Source organism: Desulfomicrobium baculatum DSM 4028, from assembly GCF_000023225.1.
Classification (GTDB): domain Bacteria; phylum Desulfobacterota; class Desulfovibrionia; order Desulfovibrionales; family Desulfomicrobiaceae; genus Desulfomicrobium; species Desulfomicrobium baculatum.
In genome coordinates this window covers 3,277,830-3,298,955 of record NC_013173.1, presented here as the reverse complement: position 1 = coordinate 3,298,955, position 21,126 = coordinate 3,277,830, and the positions used below count along the sequence as shown (strand labels likewise).

Below are 21,126 nucleotides of genomic sequence, written 5' to 3'. Positions count from 1 at the left end.
CGTTCCCAATCAATCCCTGAGCCAGTAGAAGGACAGAGCCGGTATAAAGATCTGTCCGTCTTCCACCGGCACGTTTTCACCTGTACAGAGATCCTTCATGCCGTCGTGGTTGAAGAATCCGTGCGGCGTGAGCGTATCGATGGGAAGCGCTTGCGGTTCGACGTTGAAGTTGCAGATGACGAGCACCCGGCTGCGGCTGTTTTCCGGGTCCGTGCGGTAAAAGACCAGCAGGTTCGGGTTTTCGACGAGCAGCAGATGACGATTGTCGAAATCCACGAAGGCCGGAAGCTCCTTGCGCAGGGCGATCAATTTTTTAAGCGCGGAGAAAATACGCTGTTCGACGGTGCCGCTTTGATGGCGCTTTTCGGCTTTTTCCCAGTCGAAACGAGACCTGTGCACCCAGCGTGAGTCATTCTGCGTTGCCGGATCGGAGAGAAATTCCAGATTGTTCAGCGTACCTATGGCGTCTCCGTAGTACATGAGCGGCAGGCCGCCGAAGGAGAGGATGATGCTGTGCAGCAGCGTGATGGTCTTGATGGCGGCGTTTATGGCCTCCTCGTCCTCGGAGTCCAGCGCCGACTCCAGGCCGACCAGGGAAGCCAGGGAGCCGGAGATGCGCGCGTCGCCGGTTTTCAGGTTCGTCCCGAACGGCATGCCCCGGGCCGGCGACGAAGGGAATTTGCCCGTGAAATAATCGACCAGAAAGGCTCGGTGCAGGGTCGGGTCGTATCCCGCCAGTTCCACGTCGCTGTCGTCGAAGCCAAGCCCTATGTCGTCATGGCAGCGCACGTAGTTGAGCCAGGTCGCCCGATCCAGTTTGTTCGGCAGGTTCTTCACGCCCAGGTTGAGTAGGTTTGCGTTCTTGGTGGCCACGGCGTCCCAGAGCAGGGCCATGAGCGAGGCGTTATAGGCGATCTCGCATTCCTTGGAGTAGATCGCGTCTTCCCCGAAATATTTGGCGATCTCGCCCGGCGCGACAATGGCCTCGGCGATGAACAGCACGCCTGGCGCCGTCACCTGGCAGCAGTCCTTCATGAGGCGCAGCAGCAGGTGGGCCTCGCGCTCGTTCTGGCAGGTGCTGCCGATCTTCTTCCACAGGAAGGCCACGGCGTCGAGGCGCAGGATGTCCGCGCCTTTGTTGGCCCAGAAGAGGATGATGTCGAGCATCTCAATCAGCACTGCCGGGTTGCGATAGTTCAAATCCCATTGATACGTGTTGAAAACCGTCATGACCCACTTGCCCATGGTCTCGTCCCAGGTGAAGTTGCCGGGCGCGGTGACCGGGAAGATTTCGGGCATGCCCTCTTCGTAGGCATCGGGTGTTTTGCGGTCGTCGAAGACGTAGTAGTAGTCTTGGTATTTCTTTTCGCCCTGCCGCGCCCGCATTGCCCATTCGTGTTCGTCAGAGGTGTGGTTGACCACGACGTCGAGGACGAGGAGGGTTTCGCGGCTCTTGAGCGTGGCCGCCAGCTCTTCGACGTCCTTGAGGGTGCCGTATCTGGTGTCGATCTTGCGGAAGTCCCGTACCGCGTAGCCGCCGTCGTTGTTTTCCGGCGGGCAGTCGAGGATGGGCATGACGTGCAGCATGTTGACGCCCAGTTCCTGGAAGTAGGGGAGTTTTTCGCGCAGGCCCTGCAGGTTGTCCGCGAAGCGATCGCAGTACAGCGCCATGGCCACCCATTTCTGGCTTAAAAACCAGTTGTAGTTTACTTCACGCGCCAAGTCCGATTTCCGCAAGGTGGGAGTACGCTCCATATAGCGCAGGGCGAGGGTTTCGACCAGTCGCACCATCTGCTGCTTGAAGTCGGGCCGGTCTCCATAGAGCAGTTTGAAAAGGGAATAGATGGCGTAAAAGTTGGCGCCCAGACGCGTATAGAAATGGCGCAGCCGGAACTTGCCGATTTCGGGTCTGAGGCCCGCCAGGATTTCGTTCAACAGGGCATGGGAAGCTTGTTCGTACATGGATGATCCTTATTGCTCAAATTCTCGCAGCCACGCATCGGCCTCGGGCCAGAAATGCGCCACTCCTTCCAAAATGCCGGCGCTGTAGTTTCCGTTCATGCCGAGATATCCTCCTGCGGCGACATACAGCGCCTCGGGTTTGGTTCTTGCCACCTGTTTCTTTATGGCACCGTCGGCATTGGCCACCAGCACCGCCGGAATGTCGCTGAGGAGCACGTCCAGGTCGTTGCCGCTGTCCCCCGCGAAGAGCGTGTTCTGCAGGGAAAAGTTTTGCCTTGCCATCATGAAGCGGATGGCATGCAGTTTCCCGGCGCTTTGAGGCAGAACATCGAGCAGACCGATATGTGCCAGTTCATCGATGCTCCAGATCAGGTTGGCGCGGATGCCTTCGTGCTGCAGGCGCTCGTGCATCCGGGCGATGAGCGTGCGCGAGTCCGCGTCCAGGGCGACATAATAGCTCAGCTTGAAGGCGGCCTGCTTTTCCCCCTCCTGCGGTTGCAATTCCGCGATTCCGCGCAGCAGGTTCTTGAGATCGGCGCAGCGCATGCCTTGCCAGTCCGGCGCGATATGTTCCTCCCACTGATCCCAGGGCTGCCAGTCGTCCGCGCCGACCTGGTAGATGCTCGCGCCGACGTCGGCAATGGCAAAGTCGGGGCTCGGCAGGTCGAACTCCGCGATGGCGTCTTCGATCAGGGCGCGATGGCGGCCGGTCACGTAGGCCAGGCAGATCTCCTCGCGCGCCGCCAGTTTCCGAAACAGCGTCGTGGCCGCCGGCCACGGGGGCTCCGGGCCGTTGGGGATCAGGGTCCGGTCGAGGTCGGTGCAGAGCAGGAATCGTCTCATGACGCGCCTTCTTCCTGGGCGGGGAATCCGTAATGGGCCATGGCGTCGAGAATCCCCGCCGCGAAGGATGCTTCCGAAAAGTGGATCCCCTCGATGTTCGCAAGCTCGGACAGCTCCGTGATGTGTCGGTTGTCCACCACCGTGCCCAGGGTGTTGCCGCGCAGCATGTCGGCATCGGCTCCGGTGACTCCGGCGACCAGGGTGCTCTCCAATGGAAAGTCCAGCTGTTCGGAACACCAGCGCAGCGCCAGGCCTTTGGAGGCTCTGAGCGGCAGCACGTCCAGGTATTGGCCGAAGGAGACGAGCACGTTCACGGCCTGCTCGTTGTGCTGGAGCAGTTGACGGACCTGCTGTCCGCTGATCACCGAAGTATCGATGTAGTAGCTGATTTTAAACGCGCTCTGGTGCTTCTTGGGCTGCAGAGACAGGCCCGGAATTTCGCGCAGGGTCTCGCGCACGGCCCGGGGATCCCAGAGGTGGTTGATGTGGCGCTCCCAGATCGTGTCCTGGGTGAGGCTGGGGGCATAATGTATTTCCGTGCCCTGTCCGGAGATCAGCACGTCGGGTTGCGGGATCTTGTGCTTGCGCAGCGTGGCCAGGGCGCTGTCCAGGCGGCGCCCGGTGACAATGCCGAAGAGGACGGTCTTGCGGTGGGCGTGCAGGGTCTGCATGAGCGCCGTGAGCGAGTAATTTTCGCCGATGAGGCTCAGGTCCAGCTCCGCGAAGAGCGCCTGCTTGCGGGAGATGCTCCTGCGCCGGATGGGCGCCATGCGGATCAGCGGCGCGGTTTTTTCCACCAGGGGGCGGATCTCGTCCAGATATTTTTCCACGTGCGCCTGCCACGAATAATGGCGGCGCACGCCGGACAGCCCATTCTTGGCGAAGCTGCGCCATTCTTTTTTATCGACCAGGGTCCGCAGGATCGTTTCTGCCATGGCCTCCTTGTCGAGGGGATCGACGAGGTGGCCGTTGCGGCAATTCCTGATGATGTCGATGGGCCCGCCGTCCTCAGTGGCCACGATGGGCAGCCCGCAGGCTGCGGCTTCGAGCAGGGTCAGACCGAAGGGCTCGGTCAGCGCGGGATTGACGAAAACTCCGCGTGATGCGGCGGCCAGACGAAAAAGGGTGGCCACTTCCTCGGGCCTGTGGTGCTTGGGGTAAGCGACCTTGCCGTAGAGGTCGTGGCGGTCGACGGCGAGCAGGATGTCATTCAAGACGCCCCTCGCTCCGTCGTCCATGTCCTGGATGTCGTCGCGGTTGCCGGCAACGACGACCAGGTTGGCGGCCTCCTGCAACTGGGGGGATTCCCCGTAGGCGTCAATGAGGGTCACGATGTTCTTTTTCGGGTCCGGCCGCGAGAGCGCAAGCACCATGGGCTTTGTGGGCCGATGCAGGAAGCGCTTCAGCTCGCGGGCGATGGGGCTCCCTTTTTCACTTTCGCGGGGCGGGTAGAAGTGGTCCAGGTCCGTGCCCGGGGGGATCACGCACATGCGTTCAGGCTGATAGAAATCGTAGAGGCCGTATTGCTCCTCGATCTCCTGCCCGGTGCTGGTGATGATGCGCTCGGCCGCGCTGAGCGTGGTTTCCTCCGCTTCGATGCGGCGCGACATCTTGTATGTGTCCTCGATCTGCCCCCGCGAAATGCCGCTGGCCAGCAGCCGCAGCCGTTTGCTGCGCCCCAGGGAGTGGCCGGTATGAACCAGCGGGATGCCGAGCTGATGCGAGAGTCGGGCTCCGACATAGCCCGCGTCGGCGTAATGGCTGTGCAGGAGGTCGGGGACGCGTTCCTGGCTTTTGAGGAAGGTGAACACATTGTCGGAAAAATTATCCAGCGAGTCCCACAGCAGTTCCTTGCGCAGGTATTTTTCCTCGCCGCATTCGATGCGCACGATGCTGGCCTTGTCGGAGAGCGGCTCCATCACCTGCGCGTAATCGGGACTGATGGCCTCGTCGACAACCCTGCGGGTCAGCAGGATGGCCTTTTCCACATCCGGGCGTTCGCCAAGGGCGCGGGTCAGTTCGACCACGTATTTGACCTGTCCGCCGGTGTCCGCATCACGCCCCAATTCCATGTCATGTCCGCGCACCAGTCCGTGAATGCTGATCAGTACTATGAACAGTGGTTTCTTGACGGGCTTTCTGCGTTTTTTCACAGTTCCCACTCCTTGAAAAATGCCTGGTAGAATTTCCGGTCATCAGGAACCGCTCCCCGAATTTCGCAGATGGCGGCTGCAAAGTCGCGTGCTCGCATCAGGGCCGTGGTCTCCGGCCAGCCCAGCCGCATGCCGAGAATGCATGCGGCGGAAAAAGCGTCGCCAGCGCCCACCGTGTCGACGATGCGCGAGAGTTCCTTGCCGGGGGAGGCGATAAAGAGGTCATCGTTTCCGTCCAGTTGCCAGGCCCCGTCTTTCCCGCAAGTCACGATCAGGCGCTTGATGTCGAACATGCGCTTCAGCTCCGCTCCCTGCGCCTGCGCCAAGCCTGCGCCGGCCTTGAACATCTCGGCCAGGTTCCGCAATTCCTCGTCATTCAATTTCACGACGTCTGCGTTCTGCAGCGACAAACGCACCGTGTCCTCGTCATACCAGGGTTCGCGCAGGTTGATGTCCAGAAAGCGTGGGGCGGTGGTGTTTTGCAGCACGTGGGCCAGCGCCTGCCGAGAGGTGTGGTGGCGCTGGCTCAAGGTTCCGAAATAGATGAGCGCGGGAGCTGCGGCTTCGGCTGCGACCGCCGCGCTTGCAGGGTCGATGAAGTCGTAGGCCTGCCGCGGCAGGATTTCAAAGCGGTGCCCCTCATTCTCGATATGAACCTCTACCCGTCCCGTGGGCAGCTCCGGGTCGATCTGGACTCCGGAAATATCCATGCCCTGGTCTTCCATGCTGTCAAGGGCCTGAATGCCAAGGGCGTCGTCTCCCAGGCGGGAGATCACAAGCGGTCTTTGACCGAAGGCCGCCAGATGCCGGGCGACGTTGAAAGGGGCGCCGCCAAGAACCGCGCGATCGGGAAAAACGTCCGCCAGAATTTCTCCAAAAAGGAGGATGGCGGGGCTCAGGCCTTCACCCGTGGGCGCTTGATGCGTGACGGGTTGTTCCAGGCTGGTCTTGTGTCTCATATGCTGGGTATCTCGTCATTTTCTTAAATTTAAAGGATGTTTGCATGTTTCATGTCGGATTGATGAGTGATTTTAAACAGATTTCAGTATTCAATTTTCAGATTCAGTGAGATGGTCGGATGATTGATTTCTGTTATATCATGCCGCTGATTTTGAGATTTTTTTACGAGATGTGTGGCGTGCTGATCATTAAAAAAACTGATGTAAATTTATTTGTTACATTTTAAATGCGATTGATGTCAACAAAAGCAGGAACTATTCAGTTTGAGCTCAACAAGATGCGATGGTGGACAGAAACAAATGGGCTTGATTTTTTTGGATGCGAATCCCTTCTCGGCAAGCGGCCCGCCGTTGCCATGGCCATGCCGCGCGGAACTCCTTGCGGTTTCTTGAGCGCCGGACACCGTCGGCCGTGGTCCGTTCGCTCGGACGGTTGGAACGTTCCCGACAGTCTTCTCAGGCGTGCCGTTTTCCGACCCGTCTGCATGTCTTGCTGGTCGTGCATTTTGAAGAAGCAGGCACGTAGTGCGAATTTGCGGGGCTGCTGTGCGCAATGAGCTGTTTTAATAAAAAAACCCCCGTCATTTGACGAGGGTTTCGAGGTGGTTTTGCCAGCAGTCTGAAGGAAGCTGAAACGCGGCCCTGGTTGTGGAGAAGCCTGGATTATTCGTCTTCTTTCTTGCTGTCGGCAATGACCTGCTCCGCCACGTTGGGGGGACATTCCTCGTAATGCGCGAATTCCATGGTGAAAGTGCCCTGGCCCCCGGTCATGGAGCGCAGATCCGGGGCGTATTTCATCATCTCGGCCATGGGCACGTGCGCCTTGACCTCGGTCACGCCGCCGATGGAATCGGAGCCCAGGACCCGGCCGCGTCGACTGGAAAGATCGCCGATGACATCGCCCATGAACTCGTCGGGGATGAAAACGGCCGCAAGCATGATGGGTTCGAGCAGGATCGGATTGCACATTTCGACGGCTTTCTTGAAGGCCAGTGAACCGGCGATCTTGAACGCCATTTCCGAGGAGTCGACGTTGTGGTAGGAGCCATCGTAAACGGCCACCTTGAAGTCGACCATGGGATAACCGGCCAGAAATCCGCGCGCCGCCGCTTCCTGGACGCCCTTGTCAACGGCCGGGATGTAGTTGCGCGGGATGGAGCCGCCGACGATCTCATCCAGGAACTCATAGCCTGCGCTGCGCGTGTTGGGCTCCATGCGGATCCAGCAATCGCCGAACTGTCCGCGTCCGCCGGATTGCTTTTTGTGCCGCCCCTGGACCTGGGCCTTGCCCTTGATGGTCTCCCGGTAGGGAATCTTGGGCGTTTTGAGGACGATGTTGGTCTTGTAGCGGCGCTTGACCTTTTCCACGGCCAGTTCGATGTGCAGTTGGCCCATGCCGGTGAGGAGCATGTCGCCGGTTTCGTCGTTGCGGACCAGGTGCAGGTTGATGTCTTCATCCAGAAGCTTTTGGACCGCCGCGAAGACCTTGTCTTCCTCGCCCTTTTCCTCGGCGGCCAGGGCGTAGGAAATGATGGAGGGGCTTAAGGCCGGCTTGGGCAGGATGAAGGGGGCTTTTTCCGCGCACAGGGTGTCGCCGGTGGCCGTGTTCTTGAGCTTGGCCACGGCCACGATGGCTCCGGGTCCGACTTCCTGCTTGCAGGGAGTCTGCTTCTTGCCTTCCAGAAACAGGATCTGGCCGATTTTTTCCTTTTCGTCCTTGGTTGCGTTGAGGACGGTGGCGTCAGGGGACAAAACGCCGGAGAGCACGCGCAGTACGGAGAGCTGCCCGGCGAAGGGGTCGGCGATGGTCTTGAAGACAAAGGCGGCAAAAGGGGCGTCGGGGCTAGACGGGCGCTCGGCCCCGTCGGCGTCGAGCCAGGGCTCGTGTTCGAGCGGCGAGGTCATGATGTTCTGGATGGTGTCAAGGAGCATGGCCGCCCCTTTGTTCTGCATGGCGGAACCCGCGCAGACCGGGACCAGCGTGCGGCTGGCGACGCCCGCGCGCAGACCGGAGATCATTTCCTCGTCCGTCAGCGAGCCCTCTTCCAGGTATTTTTCCATCAGCTCTTCGCTGCTCTCGGCGATGTTTTCAATGGCGATTTCACGCGTCATGGTCACTTCGTCAGCCAGATCTTCGGGCATATCGATGGGGGTCAGGCCGCCGCTTTCGTCGAAGGCGTAGGCTTTCTCGGCCAGGATATCGACCAGGCCGCGGAAGTCGGATTCGCTGCCTATGGGCAGAAAGAGCAGGACGGGTTTGATGCCCAGCATGTCGGACAGGCCCTGGTATGCCATTTGGAAATTCGCGCGCTCACGGTCCATCTTGTTGATGAAGGCCATGGCCGGGAGTGAGGCCTTGACGGCCTCGGACCAGATTTTTTTGGTCAGCGGCTTGACCCCGTCGATGGCGTCGATGACCAGGACCACGTTGTCCGCGCCTTGCAGGAGGTAGGGGAGGTCGCCGATAAAGTTGTTGTCGCCGGGCGTGTCGATAAGGAAATTCAGGTTCTTCTTCCAGGGGAGCTGCGCAAAGCCGGGTTGAATACTGCCCCTGCGTTTGGTTTCTTCAGGTTCATAGTCCAGAACCGTCGAGCCCTCGTCAATTTTGCCCAGCCTGGTGATGGAACCGGCGGCAAACAGCAGCATTTCGGCCACTGAAGTCTTTCCGGTTCCTCCATGCCCTATCAGGGCGAAAGTCCTCTGTTTTTGAAGTTGATCCTGCATACAGCCCCCTTATGCAAAGTATTACGCAACCATATGGCTACAGGGTATAAGATCGTTCCAGTCTTTCATCATGAATGACGGGAATTCGCTTGCAAAAGAGAAGAAATTGGATGAAAGTCCCACGCTCTAAGTCCCCGAGCGCTTGTAAACCGCCTGCTATCCTGAACTTTTTCAAGAAATACCCCTATAGAGAGGGGCCTTGGAAGTTGTCAAGAGCAACAGGATTTTAAGCGGTGCGTAATTCTTCAAAATTGTTGAGAGAAAATCATGAATATGGTCGATAATCAGCTGCAGAGTCCTGCGCGGCCCACGATGCTGCGTTGCGCCGTGTCGGATATCGAGGTTGGCGGGCCCTGGCTTTTCTGGTCCGCTCCGCCGTCCCCGTCCCTGCGCCGCAGCCTGAAAAATCATGGACAGCTCATGCCCGTGCTGGTTGATGCCGGCGGTGTTCGGCCCGTGCTCGTTGCGGGTGCGGCACGGGTGGCGGCCCTGGCGGAGCTTGGCCGTGAGATTTTGTGCCTGGACCTGGGGGCCTTGAGCGACGAGGCCAGAGGGCTGGCCTACGTGCGTTCCAACGCCGGGGCAGACTTGACCGACGGGCAGCTCGTTCTGGCCATGCGCTATTTCAACGCCCTGCCGGATGTGGACATGGCGGCGGCGTTGGAGGCTCTGGACCTTGAGGCGCGATCCAAGCGGCTACGCCTGGTTCGCTCCTGGCTGACGTTGCCCACGCGCTGGGACGCGTTTCTGGGCACGGGAGCCGTCCCTCTGGCCTGCGCGGACGTGCTGGAGGCATTTGCCCCTGGCAATCTGGCAGCGTTGGAGGCGCTCTTTGTCACGCTCTCCTGGTCGCGCGGGAATGCGGTCAACGTGCTGACCTGGATTCGCGAGATCTGCGCCCGTGACGGTGCTTCCGTGCAGGAAGTGCTGGATGGCGTGGGGCTGCAGGAGATTCTGGCGGCCGGTCTTTCGCCCAAGGACGCCATGACCCGCGTTCTCCACGAGGCTCGCCTGCGGCGTTATCCGGTTTTGTCGGACATGGAGCGTGATTTTGCCGAGACCGCCCGCAGGATATCGACCGGAACGCGCTGGCGGGTGGTGCAGCCGGATGTGTTTGAGAGCAACGCGGTGGAACTGAGCGTGCGCCTGACCAGCCCGGACGGGCTGCGGGCCGCCAGCGCCGAGCTTGCCCGTATCGCGGCCCGTGAAGATCTGGACGGCCTTTTTCCCGTGGGGCGCAAATGAATACCTTGCCCTCCTATCTGCAGGGTATCAGCCGGGTGGTGGTCGATGCGGCCGTGGCCGGGTCCCCCGTCGCGCTGCGGGTGCGTGAGAGATTGCCACACCTGACGGCGGAGATTCTTCCCGAGGGGGAAACCCTGTCTTCCGGACTTGCGCGCGAGGATATCCTTTATCTGAAACAGTACCGGGGGCGTTTTTTGCGTCATTGTCCCGGCACCAGCCATTACCGCTGTTGCGGTTACCAGATCGTCCACATCGGCGAAAATTGTCCGCTGCGCTGCTCCTACTGCATCCTGCAGGCATATTTTCAGGATCGCGTGCTCAAGGTTTGGGCCAATCAGGACGATCTGTGGCGGGAATTGGACCAGGCCTTCAGCGCACATCCAGGTCGGCGCTATCGGGTCGGAACCGGAGAATTCACCGATTCCCTGGTGTTGGAGGCCCTGACCGGCTACAGCCGTGATCTGATCGAGTTTCTGGGGCGGTATCCGCAGGTCTGCCTGGAACTCAAATCCAAGGTCGTGGACCTGTCCTGGATGGATGTGGTCCGCGATCCGTCCAGGGTGCTCCCGGCCTGGTCCATGAACGCGCCGGCCATTGCCGAATACGAGGAGCAGGGGGAGTGCGCGAGTCTGGAAGAGCGCCTTGCCGCGGCCAGAACCTGCGCCCGGGCGGGCTTCCGGGTCTGTCTGCACTTTGACCCCATGATTCATTTCCCCGGCTGGCAGGAAGGCTACGCCCGCACCGTGGAGATGATCTTCGACCATCTGCGCCCCGAAGAGATAGCCTACGTGAGCATGGGCTCATTTCGGCACATGCCGGATTTGAAGCGTTGCATCAGCGAAAATTTTCCCGAGTCCACGTATATTTACGGAGAGTTCATCACCGGGTTGGACGGCAAACAGCGTCTGCTGCGTCCCCTGCGGGTCGAGCAGTTCCGTTTTCTGGCAGACGCCCTGCGGCGGGGCGGCCTTGATCGGCAGCTCTATCTGTGCATGGAGTCGGACGAAGTCTGGCAGGCCGTGCTTGGGCGCACTCCCGCAGATCTGGGTGGGCTTTACAGGCATCTCATGGCGCAGGCTTTTGGGGACGAAGGCAACGAGTAGGGGGCAGGTTGAAAATGTTTTCAATTGGCGGTGGGCGGCCCATGCCGACACCGGACCTTGAGGCGCTGGTGGAAACGTTTAATGTGACTGGCTCCAGGGCTTGGCTGAAAGGTTCACATGTGCGTGAATCGGGAAGGAAGAATCTTGGTTGCGGCAAGCGGCCCGGTGTCGGCATGGGCTTGAGGCCCGCCGGAACTCCTTCACGGGCCTCGTAGAGCTGAATCGTTGCGTGCCGGGCGAAAAGTCCGGGCAGGACGCGCGGCAACGATTCAGCAAACGATGCCTGGCTCAGTCAGACAGCCGACGAGCCTCAAGCCCATGCCGACACCGGACCTTGAGAGTCTGGTGGAAGGCATTTTCGGTGCGGTATCATCTGGAAGGAAGATGGGGGAAATTGGACTATACGTCCGCCTCGCCAGGGAGGCGGACGAGAGGTGTCTGCCGGATTCTTCTAAGAAATTTCGCGTGAGACGGGGATCACTCCGCCTTGGGCTGTGATTTCATGATGCCGCCGAGGTCCAGATTCATGTTCTTGATGCAGCTGTCTTTCAAATGGCAGCGTTCGCATCCGTAGCGGTGGGGATAGGGGGTGATGGTCGCGTATTTGCGGTCCAGGGCTCCGGAATCCTGCAGGTTCAGGCCGATTTTCTCAAGCGTCCGGCACAGGGGCTTGGTCGGCTCCGGAACCGGCGCGCACTGTTTTTCCCCCAATTCGGGCATCAGCGCCTTCAAGGTCCCCATGATCATGGTCTGGGCGATGGCTTCGTGCTTGAACCCCTCGGACGGGGACTGCTTCCAGATCTCGTCGACCTGATCCTCGACCTCGCTTTCAAGAAAGACAACCACATGTTCCTTGCGGTCGCCAAGTTTGTAGACCTTGAGGAGAGGAAGCCATTTTTCCCAAACGTCGAGCACTGCGATCATGTCGCGGGGGCCGAGTTCTTCGATTTGGGACAGGAAAAGAAAGGTGGGGAAATCGAACTCCGGCTGCACCGGCAGTTGCGTGATGGACAGAATCTTCATGAATGCTCAAACCTGTGGTCTAGGGTGTCTGGGAAGCCGGACGCGAGGGCCTTGGCGTGGATTGGTCCTTGATATACTTGCGCGCGAAACTCAAGAATTTTCTCTGTTTCCAAGGTGTCTGGCCGCCCACAGCGAGGCCTGCAATCGGTTGGGCACGTCGATTTTCTTGTAGATGTTGTAGATGTGCGACTTGACGGTGTTGAGGCTCAAGAAAAGCTTTTGCGCAATGTCCTTGTTGGTGGCTCCGGCGGCGAGCATGAGCAGAATCTCCTGCTCTCGCTGGCTCAGATCGGCCTGTCCGTTTTCCGGCGCGCTCAATTCGGCGGGACGGTTCTGCTTGCCAAGCAGAAAAGCTGACATGGCCTCGCGCGAGAACCAGAGCTCATTGTCGAGCATGGCGCTCACGCCTTTGACCATGAGCTTGAACGGAGAGTTGCGAAAAAAAATGCCGCGAATGCCGGAATTGATGGCTTCAAGTTCGAGCGAGCGGTCTTCCGGGACGTTGAAGAGGGCCACGGAGGTGGACATGAATGGGGAGTCTTCTCCGTTTGCCTCTCGCAGGAGCTCCTCCATGGACATGCCGGTACAGTCGAGGAGGGTCAGGTCGGGCCGGGCGGTTTCAAGAATTCTGGGCAGGGACGGAGAATGGCTGCAGCTGACACCTGTCTCCTGACTGAGCCTGGCGGCCAGAAGATCGTTCAAGAGCGGGTCGTCTCCGACGATTCCAAGCATGGCCGGCCCTGCCTGGCCAGGTTTTCTGCCCGTGTTGACGCGGATGGAGGTGACCTTGTCCGGATCAAAGGCAATGGCCATCCCGTTGCTGTCCGTGCGCACCACGGTGCCTTCGACCCGGAACCGTGATTGTGGTTGGCTGGCCTTTATACCGCCAAAGTCGAGGGAGATGATCAGGGTCACTTCAGTGCCGGCGGGGTACGTCTGCCCGGTCTCGAAAAAGACTCCTCCTGCGGAGATGTTTGTCGTCGCCAGCTCCTGGTCCGAATAGTCATGCATGATCGAGCTCACTTTCGAGGGGATGCTCATGGAAAAACGTTCAATTCTGCGCCTGTTGTCCTTTTTGGACGCCGCACTGCTGTTCATGTTTCCTCCGTGCCGGGTGCGCAACGTGTCAGTCCGATACTTTTGGTTCCGCGCCGGAGATGTTTTGCGGCAACAGTTTGTTTTTCTTGAGATACTCTAGAAATTTTTTGGCTATGTCCAGATTGTTGTTAAGACGCAGGGCCGTGCGCAGGTGCTCGACGGTGTTCTGGATGTCGGCCTTGGCGAAGCAGGCCCGGGCCATGTTGTAATGCAGGTTCTCGTCGGCCGGGGAGAGTTCCAGAGCCTTGGCGTAGTATTCCGTGGCCTGGTCGTACATTTCGTTTTTGCGCAGACTTATGCCAAAATCATTGAAAAGGTGTTTGTGTTCGGCCTCGAAGGTCGCTTCCATCTTGATCAGACGTTGGAAGATATTGTCGGCCTTGCCTGTTTCTCCCCGGTCAAGATAGGTCAGGCCCAGACCGAAATTGGCCCTGATGTTTTCTTCATCGACGCGCAGGGCGTGGCCGAATTCGTATTCCGCGCTGTAGGTGTCGCCGTTGTCCCGGTGCCGCTCTGCCTTGGCAATGGTCTGATTCAGCTTGCGGATGCTGGGATAGACCTTGCTCGAATAAAATTCGGGTTCTGGCGCGTATTGCTCCAGAAATTCTTCCTTGGGAATTTCCTGTTTGGGACCGGAGGGCACGTAGTTCGGGTTCAACGGCTGAATCGTGATAACGCCCTGTTCGTCTTCCTCGGCAAACCAGTACATGGTTTGCGTGGTCTTGCGTACGGTCGCGCCCGCCCCGACCTTGGCAATTTTTTCGGAGGAAAAAACTCCCTTGATCCGCGCTCGTTGATTTTCAGTTTCCGACATGGGCGTCCCCCGCGAAAATTATGTGATTGTCTTCAGATAGTTCCGAGCTGCCTGCACAGGGTTGTCCGACTTGGTGATGGGTCGGCCGACGACAAGGTAATTGCTGCCGTCACGGGCGGCCTGGGCCGGCGTGCAGACCCGGGACTGGTCTCCGGAGTCGGCGTCGGGCAGGCGGATGCCGGGAGTGAGGAGCTGAAAAGATGCTCCACATGCCTGACGTATAACACGAACTTCCCTGCCTGAACAGACCACGCCATCGAGTTTCCAGTTTTGGGCGCTCCTCGCCAGGTGAACGGTCAGATCGCGAAGTTCGTCATCGGTAGCGGCCGGGTTCCAGGCCAGATCTTTTGGTCCGAGGCTGGTCAGCAGTGTCACTCCGAGGATGCATGGCGGTGTCTGTCCGGGAGCGAGGGCCTGGTCCCGGCCTGCTGCCGATGCTTCGCACATGGCGCGTCCGCCGAGTGCGTGAATCGTCAGCATGTCCGCGCCCATGCGCGTGGCCTGGGCCGTGGCCGCCTGCACGGTGTTGGGGATGTCCATGAACTTGAGGTCGAGGAAAACCAGAAATCCCATGTCCTTGAGCCGGGCGAGCAGATCCTGGCCTGCGCTCAGGTACAGTTCCAGGCCGACCTTGACCCAGGGCACGACGCCTTGCAGGCGGGAAGCCAAGGCCAGCGCCGGAGCCGCTTCAGGAAAATCCAGGGCCACGACCAGGGCTGGTGCGTTGTTCATGACACCCCCCATTGGCGGCTGAGGGCGGCTTGCCATGACGCCCTGTATGCAGGCCTGGTTTTTTCAGCCAGATAGATGGCGCGCAGTTCTTGGTAGGCCGAATCCAGTTCGTCATTTATGACCCAGTGGTCAAACCACTGGCTGTCCGCGATTTCGTGTCGGGCAGCGGCCAGACGGCGGATGATGGTTTCTTCGCTGTCCGTGCCCCGTCCGGTCAGGCGCTTTTCCAGGGCATCGCGCGAGGGAGGAAAGACGAACACGTAACAGCCCTGACCCATGTTGCTTTTGATCTGGCGCGCGCCCTGCACGTCGATGTCGAAGATGACGTCGCGCCCAAGGGCCAGCAGATCCATGGTGGTCTGTCGCGGAGTGCCGTAGAGATTGCCGTGGACTTCGGCCCATTCGGCGAAATACTTCTCTTCCCGGCGGCGCAGAAATTCCTCGCGGGTCAGGAAATGATATTCCCGGCCGTCGACCTCGCCTGGGCGCGGGGCGCGGGTGGTGCAGGACACGGAAAAGGTGAAGGCGTTGAATTCCGTGGTCAGACGCCGGATGAGGGTGCTTTTTCCTGTGCCCGAAGGGGCGCTGATGACGAGCATCATGCCCACGTTGGTGTCAGAGGGATGCATGCTTGCGCTATTCATCACTGCCTCCGGCGGTGAAGCGTTGGCTGATTGTTTCGGGCTGGATGGCGGACAGGATGCAGTGGTTTGAATCGGTGATGATGAGCGACCTGGTTTTGCGGCCCTGGGTCGCGTCGATGAGCCGTCCGGCCTGCTTGGCCTCCTCCCGCAAGCGTCGCATGGGGGAGGAGGTCGGGCCGACAATGGCCACCACTCTGCTTATGACCACGGCGTTGCCGAAGCCGATGTTGAGGAGTTTTTTCTTTTCCACTTCCTACTCCAGATTCTGGATCTGCTCTCTGCATTTTTCGAGTTCGGCCTTGAAGGTCACCACCAATTGGCTGATGCTCGTGTTCTGGCTCTTGTTGCCGCAGGTGTTGATCTCGCGGAAGCACTCCTGAACCATGAAGTCGAGTTTGCGGCCCACGGGTTCGGTCTGGTTGAAGTACCCGTCGATGCCTTTGAGATGGATCTCCAGGCGCGTCAGTTCCTCGGATACGTCGACCCGGTCGGAGATGGTGGCCAGTTCCTGCAGCATGCGGTCCGGGTCTATCTGGGCGCCGCTGTCAAGGAGCAGCTTGGCGACCCGTTCCTGCAACTGGGCGAAACGTTCCGGCGCGGTCTGGGCTGCCAGGATCCGGATTTCCTCCACCAGCACGGTCAGGCGCGCAAAGCGCACGCGCAGGTCTTCCTCCAAGGCCAGCCCCTCACGGACCCGCGCTTCGTCCCAGTCCGCCAGAGCCTTTTTCAAGGTCTCGGTCAGGCTTTCAATGAGCTGCGGGTTGTCGATGCTGCCGGAGTCCTTCCAGAGGGAGGGGATGCTGAGCAGCCGGTTCAGGTCCGGGGTGTGCGAGAGGCCCGTCGATGAGGCCAGCCGCTCCAGTTCCTGCAGCATGGAGGCCGCCATGGTCCTGTCCAGGCTTAAGGATTGCAGTTCGGGATTGTTGATCTTGAGTCCGAGAAAGAGCTCCACCCCGCCCCGGTTGGCCACTCCGCGAACCGTGTTCTCCCACTCTTTCTGGTGGGCGTAGAGGGTGGGCGGAATCTTCCATTTCAGATCCAGATGGCGGTTGTTGAGGCTGCGGATTTCCCAGGACAGGGTCCAACCTTCTTCCTGGGCGCTGGCGCGGCCGTAGCCGGTCATACTTTTGGGCATGGTGTATCCTCTAATGATGTTAAATGCTTGAGGGAGTCCCTGTACATCTCCCGGATGCGGGTCAGGTGCGTTTTGACTGCGGGTGCGGCGTAGTCCGGGAAGGTCCAGGGCAGGTCGAGCCAGTCTCCACCTTGAAAAATCAGGGTCAGATCGGCCCAGATTCCCTGGGACAGGTACACCCGGTGCGTGAAATTCTTGCCCGTGGCCAGGACCAGGCGCTCCTGGGTGACGTAGCCCGGGTCGAGGTTGAAAAGCCTGCGCCCGTCCAACGCCCATTCAGCTTCCAGCCGGTTGGTGGCCAGCTTGACTTCGGCCAGGCCGTCAAGGGGCAGGGGGCGTTCAAAGGACAGGATGTGCCGGGAGATGGGCGTGCCCAGTTCCGAGTCGTAATAGCTGGTCCGGTTGAAGGGGATGGGCTGCGACTCGTAGTCGATGGGGCCCAGAATCTCTTCAAGGCGGGGCCGGAGCATTGGCCGGAATTCGTCATGGCGGGCGCTCAGCACGGACAGAAAGGCGCGTCCCGGCAAGGGAAGTATCGGGATGCTCATGCCTTTTCCCCATGGTCATCGGGAAGTCCGGCTTTGAGTCCCGAAGAGGTCAATCCCGTCGGGATGACGCGCAGCAGCTCGCGGGCCTGCGGCGGCGCGCCGCTGATCGAGCACTCGACATAAAACTCGTTCACGCCGGTGCCGCCCTCCTCCAGGATCACGTCCATGAAGGGGAGCTTGAGCAGCTCATGCAGAAAATCAGCGCGTTTGCGGGCCACTTCCCGGCGCAGGGCCTTGGCCCTTTCCCGGCGGATGTGACCGGGCACGGCGCCCTTGAAGAGCGCGGCCGGGGTGCCCGGGCGCTCGGAATAGGGGAAGACGTGGGCGTAGGAAAGGGGCAGGCGCTTGACGACTTCCAAGGTTTCATCCGCATGGCTTTGCGTTTCGCCGGGAAAGCCCGCGATGAGGTCCGCGCCCAGGCCGAAGACCGGCCAGATATCGCGCAGGTCGTGCAGAAAGGCAAATATCTGCTCTAGCCCGTAGTGTCCCCGGCCCATGCGCCGCAGCACTTCCGGGCTGCCGCTTTGCAGGGAGATGTGCAGATGCGGAGTCATGAGGCGGCTTTGCGCCAGGGTAGAGAGCGCCTTGGCGTTCAGGTCGCCCGGTTCAAGGGAGCCCAGGCGCAGCCTGGCCCGCCCCGCCCAGCGGGGGGACAGGGCCTGGTCCACCTCGGCCAAAAGATCCCAGAAATCAGTGGTCCCCGGCAGGTCCCGTCCGTAGTGGCGCAGGTTGATGCCGCACAGGGATATTTCACGGATGCCAGCCTCAAGCAGGCGTCCGGCTTCGTCGAGGACCTCTGCGGGAGGGCGGCTGACGGAGCGTCCGCGGGTTGCGGGGATGATGCAGTAGGTGCAGCCGTGGGAACAGCCGTCCTGGACTTTTATGACCCCTCTGGCCCGATGGTAGCCGGAGATGGACAGCGCCGGGAAGGGGGCTGACGGTTCGCCCATCCTGACCAGCGCGGCCTTGTCCTTTTGCGCGATGACCTCGTCCACGAGGCAAAGGGCCAGGATGCGCTCCCGGTCCGCCTCCACGGCGCAGCCGGCCACGACGATCCACGGTTTGGGATCCGCCGCCGCGAAGCCGCGGACCAGTTTCGCCAGATCGAGCACGGCGCGTTCGGTCACGGCGCAGCTGTTGATGAGCACGATGTCGGCCAGGGACGGGTCGTGGGTTTCCATCAGCCCGTCCGCGACAAGGGCTTCGCGGATGGCTTGGGACTCGTACTGGTTGACCTTGCATCCCTGGGTGGTCAGGAAAAAGAGCTGGCCGGGTTCACGCCGCATGGCTGGCCTCCTCGATGACCGCGCCGGCCAGGACCTGCCCCTCGGCGGAATACACCGCGGCCACCTGCCCGGGGGTGGGCATGGGCCGTGGCTCGGGAAAGGTGATGGTCATGCCGGTTTGGTCCACGCTCACGCGCGCAGGTTCGGGGCGTTGGCGGTAGATCGTCTGCGCGAGGATCTCCCCGGGCCAGAGTTCGGGCGGCCAGAGCAGGTTGGGGATGCCCGTGCGGCAGCCGGACGAGAGGGTCTCGGATTTGGGGCCGACGAGGAGCCGGTTCTGCACGAAATCCTTGCCCGTGACGTAAAGGGGCTGACTGTAGGCGATGCCGAGGCCCTTGCGTTGACCCAGGGTATGGTTCCACAGCCCCGCGTGACGTCCCAGGACCGTGCCGTCGGCCAGCGTGATCGGGCCGGGGCCGCCCAGGCGGACGTTGCGCTCCCGCAGAAAGTCCCTGTAATCGGAGGGGATGAAGCAAACCTCCTGGCTTTCCCGCCCGGCGGGAGGCGTGAGCCCGCGTTCGGCCAGGGCCTGGCGAACGGCGCTCTTGGTCCAGTCGGCCAGGGGGAAAATGACCTGCTCAAACCTTTCCCGGGGAACTCTGGACAAAAAATAACTCTGATCCTTGTCCGCATCGAGCCCTCTGTACAGGGCGGCACCGTGCGGAGTACGCGCGAGGCGGGCATAATGGCCCGTGGCCAGCCGGTCCGCCCCGAGCTCCCGGACCCTGTCCAGCAGCAGGCCGAATTTTATGGCTGGATTGCAGGTCGCGCACGGATTGGGGGTCAGTCCGGACTGATAGGCGCGCACAAAGGGGGCAATGACCAGTTCCTCGAATTCGCGCCGCAGGTCCACCAGATGGAAGGGCACACGAAGTTTCGCGCAAAGGCCGTGCAGGCGTTCGTGCAGGGCCTCGTCGTCGGCGCCCAGAAAACGGGCGTGTACGGCCATGACCTCGGCCCCGGTTTCCCGGAGCAGAAGCAGGCTCATGAGGGAATCGGCCCCTCCGCTCAGTGCGATCGCAGTTTTATGCATGTAAAAAAGGCCGGAAGATCCGGCCCGGGTTACGCAAGTGGCGGTTCGGGCAACTTTGGCAGATGCGTTTCCAGAGTCTGGGCCGCGGACAAAAGGCTCGCTTCGTCCATGTTCCCGGCGAAGAGCTGCAGGCCGACCGGCATGCCGGTGTCTTTGCCGAGCCCGACGGGCAGGGAAAGGCCGGGCAGTCCGCTCAAATTCAGGGAGATGGTGAAGATGTCCGTCAGGTACATCTGCAGCGGGTCGGCCGTGTTCTCTCCGATGGCAAAAGCCGTGGTCGGGCAGGCCGGGCCGCAGATCAGGTCGCACTTGTCCAGGGCGTTCAGGAAATCCTGGCGGATCAGTCGTCGGACCTGCGCCGCCTTCCTGTAGTAGGCGTCGTAGTATCCGGCCGAAAGCACATAGGTGCCGAGCATGATGCGGCGCATGACCTCTTCCCCGAACCCTTCGGAGCGGGAGCGGGTGTACATGGTCGCAAGGTCCTGGGTCTGGCTGCTGCGGCGGCCGTAGCGCACCCCGTCGAAGCGGGCCAGGTTGGAGCTGGCTTCGGCCATGGCCAGGATGTAGTAGGTGGCGATGGCGTATTCGGTATGCGGCAGGGACACGGGCACGATTTGGGCGCCCAGGGAAACGGCCAGTTCGACGGCGCTGCGGCAGGCCGCGTCCACTTCGGTCGAAAGGCCTTCGCCCCAGTACTGTTCAGGCATCCCGAGGCGCAGGCCCTTCAGGGAACCGCCCCGGTTCAGGGCTTTCAGATAATCGGGCACGGGCGTGTCGACGCTGGTGGAGTCCTTGGGGTCGTGCCCGGCGATGACCTGCAAAATTTCCGCCGCATCGGCCACGGTGCGGGTCATGGGCCCGGCCTGGTCCAGGGAGGAACCATACGCGATGAGCCCCCGGCGCGAGACTCGGCCGTAGCTGGGCTTTACGCCTACGATGCCGCAGAAGCTGGCCGGCTGACGGATGGAGCCGCCCGTGTCCGTGCCGATGGAGGCGAAGCACTGACCGGCCGCCACGCTGGCCGCCGAGCCGCCGCTGGACCCGCCCGGTACTCGCGTCACGTCCCAAGGGTTTTTGGTGACCTTGAAGGCGGAATTTTCCGTGGACGAGCCCATGGCGAATTCGTCCATGTTGGCCTTGGCCAGGATGATGGCCCCGGCTTCTTTAAGTCTGGTCACGCAGTCGGCGTCATAGACCGGGACGAAGTTCTCCAGGATTTTGGAGCCGCAGGTGGTGGGCATGCCGACCGTGGCCAGCACGTCCTTGATGATGACGGGGACGCCCCACAGGGGCTTCTTTGCGTCCGGCCCGTGCGCATCCATTGATTTGGCCTGGGCCAGGGCCTCTTCTCCGGCCACATGCAGGAGGGCGTCCAGCCTGGGTTCGGTGGCTGCGATGCGGTCCAGGCAGGAGGCCGTGGCTTCCCGGGCGGTGATTTCGCCTGCACGCAGGAGGTCGCGAATCTGGGTCAGGGAATGATGGAACAGCTGTGACATGAAAAACTTCCTTTTGGAGCGGTTCTGATGTGCGCCCGGGATCAGACGATGCGGGGCACGATGAAGTATTCGCCGTCGCTTTCCGGTGCGTTGAGCAGGATCTGCGCGCGCCCGAATTCCTTGGCGACTTCGTCCTCGCGCAAGAATCCGGGCTGTTCGACGGTGGTGTACATGGGCTCGACGCTCGCGGTGTCCAGCTCGTTCAGCTTGTCCATGTAGCCAAGAATGTCGTCCATCTGCGCGCCCAGGCTGGCGGCCAGCTCCGGGCTGACCTCGAGCCGTGCGAGGGTGGCGATGGCCAGTGCTTTTTCAGGGCTTATTTTCATGC

19 protein-coding genes are annotated in these 21,126 nt (G+C 60.9%); 2 read left to right on the top strand and 17 right to left on the bottom strand.

The window, feature by feature from the left end; all coding sequences use genetic code 11:
• Nucleotides 1–9: 9 nt before the first annotated feature.
• The 5 genes from DBAC_RS14590 to fusA all read right to left on the bottom strand — a co-directional run bounded on the left by DBAC_RS14590 (nt 10) and on the right by fusA (nt 8,641).
• Nucleotides 10–1,962, bottom strand: coding sequence for an alpha-amylase family glycosyl hydrolase (locus DBAC_RS14590; RefSeq protein WP_015775078.1), 1,953 nt, complete (start codon nt 1,960–1,962; stop codon nt 10–12).
• A gap of 9 nt (nt 1,963–1,971) precedes the next feature.
• Nucleotides 1,972–2,805 carry an HAD-IIB family hydrolase gene (locus DBAC_RS14585; RefSeq protein WP_015775077.1) on the bottom strand — a complete coding sequence of 278 codons (834 nt, stop codon included), beginning with the start codon at nt 2,803–2,805 and terminating at the stop codon, nt 1,972–1,974.
• Nucleotides 2,802–4,958 (bottom strand): HAD family hydrolase, encoded by a 2,157-nt coding sequence (locus tag DBAC_RS14580; RefSeq protein WP_015775076.1) that lies wholly within the window; start codon nt 4,956–4,958, stop codon nt 2,802–2,804. The genes DBAC_RS14585 and DBAC_RS14580 overlap by 4 nt, the downstream gene beginning before the upstream one ends.
• Nucleotides 4,955–5,917: a carbohydrate kinase family protein gene (locus DBAC_RS14575; protein WP_015775075.1), complete on the bottom strand. Its 963-nt coding sequence runs from the start codon at nt 5,915–5,917 to the stop codon at nt 4,955–4,957. The genes DBAC_RS14580 and DBAC_RS14575 overlap by 4 nt, the downstream gene beginning before the upstream one ends.
• 663 nt (nt 5,918–6,580) lie before the next feature.
• The gene (fusA, locus tag DBAC_RS14570; RefSeq protein WP_015775073.1) at nt 6,581–8,641 is read right to left on the bottom strand and encodes an elongation factor G; all 2,061 of its coding nucleotides are present in this window, start codon (nt 8,639–8,641) and stop codon (nt 6,581–6,583) included.
• A gap of 267 nt (nt 8,642–8,908) precedes the next feature.
• Here fusA and DBAC_RS14565 point away from each other — a divergent pair, with 267 nt between their 5' ends.
• Both DBAC_RS14565 and DBAC_RS14560 read left to right on the top strand, forming a co-directional pair.
• A complete protein-coding gene (locus DBAC_RS14565) occupies nt 8,909–9,886 on the top strand; it encodes a hypothetical protein (RefSeq protein ID WP_015775072.1) in 978 nt (325 codons plus the stop codon).
• A complete protein-coding gene (locus DBAC_RS14560) occupies nt 9,883–10,989 on the top strand; it encodes an SPL family radical SAM protein (RefSeq protein WP_015775071.1) in 1,107 nt (368 codons plus the stop codon). The genes DBAC_RS14565 and DBAC_RS14560 overlap by 4 nt, the downstream gene beginning before the upstream one ends.
• A 477-nt stretch (nt 10,990–11,466) precedes the next feature.
• Here the strand turns inward: DBAC_RS14560 and DBAC_RS14555 are convergent, their stop codons facing one another.
• The 12 genes from DBAC_RS14555 to gatC form a co-directional block, all read right to left on the bottom strand.
• Nucleotides 11,467–12,012 carry a hypothetical protein gene (locus DBAC_RS14555; protein ID WP_015775070.1) on the bottom strand — a complete coding sequence of 182 codons (546 nt, stop codon included), beginning with the start codon at nt 12,010–12,012 and terminating at the stop codon, nt 11,467–11,469.
• A gap of 90 nt (nt 12,013–12,102) precedes the next feature.
• Nucleotides 12,103–13,110, bottom strand: coding sequence for a LuxR C-terminal-related transcriptional regulator (locus DBAC_RS18100; protein WP_015775069.1), 1,008 nt, complete (start codon nt 13,108–13,110; stop codon nt 12,103–12,105).
• A gap of 28 nt (nt 13,111–13,138) precedes the next feature.
• Complete coding sequence (locus DBAC_RS14545; protein ID WP_015775068.1) at nt 13,139–13,924, bottom strand: tetratricopeptide repeat protein; 786 nt, start codon at nt 13,922–13,924, stop codon at nt 13,139–13,141.
• 18 nt (nt 13,925–13,942) lie between these two features.
• On the bottom strand, nt 13,943–14,656 hold the full coding sequence (gene pyrF, locus DBAC_RS14540; RefSeq protein ID WP_015775067.1) for an orotidine-5'-phosphate decarboxylase: 714 nt from the start codon (nt 14,654–14,656) through the stop codon (nt 13,943–13,945).
• Nucleotides 14,653–15,300, bottom strand: a complete 648-nt coding sequence (gene gmk / locus DBAC_RS14535; protein WP_015775066.1) for a guanylate kinase — start codon at nt 15,298–15,300, stop codon at nt 14,653–14,655. Before gmk ends, pyrF begins: the two co-directional genes overlap by 4 nt.
• A complete protein-coding gene (locus tag DBAC_RS14530; RefSeq protein WP_015775065.1) occupies nt 15,293–15,550 on the bottom strand; it encodes a DUF370 domain-containing protein in 258 nt (85 codons plus the stop codon). The genes gmk and DBAC_RS14530 overlap by 8 nt, the downstream gene beginning before the upstream one ends.
• A gap of 3 nt (nt 15,551–15,553) precedes the next feature.
• On the bottom strand, nt 15,554–16,435 hold the full coding sequence (locus DBAC_RS14525) for a YicC/YloC family endoribonuclease (protein WP_015775064.1): 882 nt from the start codon (nt 16,433–16,435) through the stop codon (nt 15,554–15,556).
• A complete protein-coding gene (locus DBAC_RS19160; protein ID WP_015775063.1) occupies nt 16,420–16,983 on the bottom strand; it encodes a DUF4416 family protein in 564 nt (187 codons plus the stop codon). Before DBAC_RS19160 ends, DBAC_RS14525 begins: the two co-directional genes overlap by 16 nt.
• On the bottom strand, nt 16,980–18,269 hold the full coding sequence (locus tag DBAC_RS14515) for a MiaB/RimO family radical SAM methylthiotransferase (protein ID WP_015775062.1): 1,290 nt from the start codon (nt 18,267–18,269) through the stop codon (nt 16,980–16,982). Before DBAC_RS14515 ends, DBAC_RS19160 begins: the two co-directional genes overlap by 4 nt.
• The gene (mnmA, locus tag DBAC_RS14510; RefSeq protein WP_015775061.1) at nt 18,259–19,302 is read right to left on the bottom strand and encodes a tRNA 2-thiouridine(34) synthase MnmA; all 1,044 of its coding nucleotides are present in this window, start codon (nt 19,300–19,302) and stop codon (nt 18,259–18,261) included. Before mnmA ends, DBAC_RS14515 begins: the two co-directional genes overlap by 11 nt.
• Before the next feature lie 29 nt (nt 19,303–19,331).
• A complete protein-coding gene (gatA, locus tag DBAC_RS14505) occupies nt 19,332–20,798 on the bottom strand; it encodes an Asp-tRNA(Asn)/Glu-tRNA(Gln) amidotransferase subunit GatA (RefSeq protein WP_015775060.1) in 1,467 nt (488 codons plus the stop codon).
• Nucleotides 20,799–20,839: 41 nt separating this feature from the next.
• Entirely contained in the window at nt 20,840–21,124 is a 285-nt protein-coding gene (gene gatC / locus DBAC_RS14500; protein WP_015775059.1) for an Asp-tRNA(Asn)/Glu-tRNA(Gln) amidotransferase subunit GatC, read from the bottom strand.
• Nucleotides 21,125–21,126 lie beyond the last annotated feature (2 nt).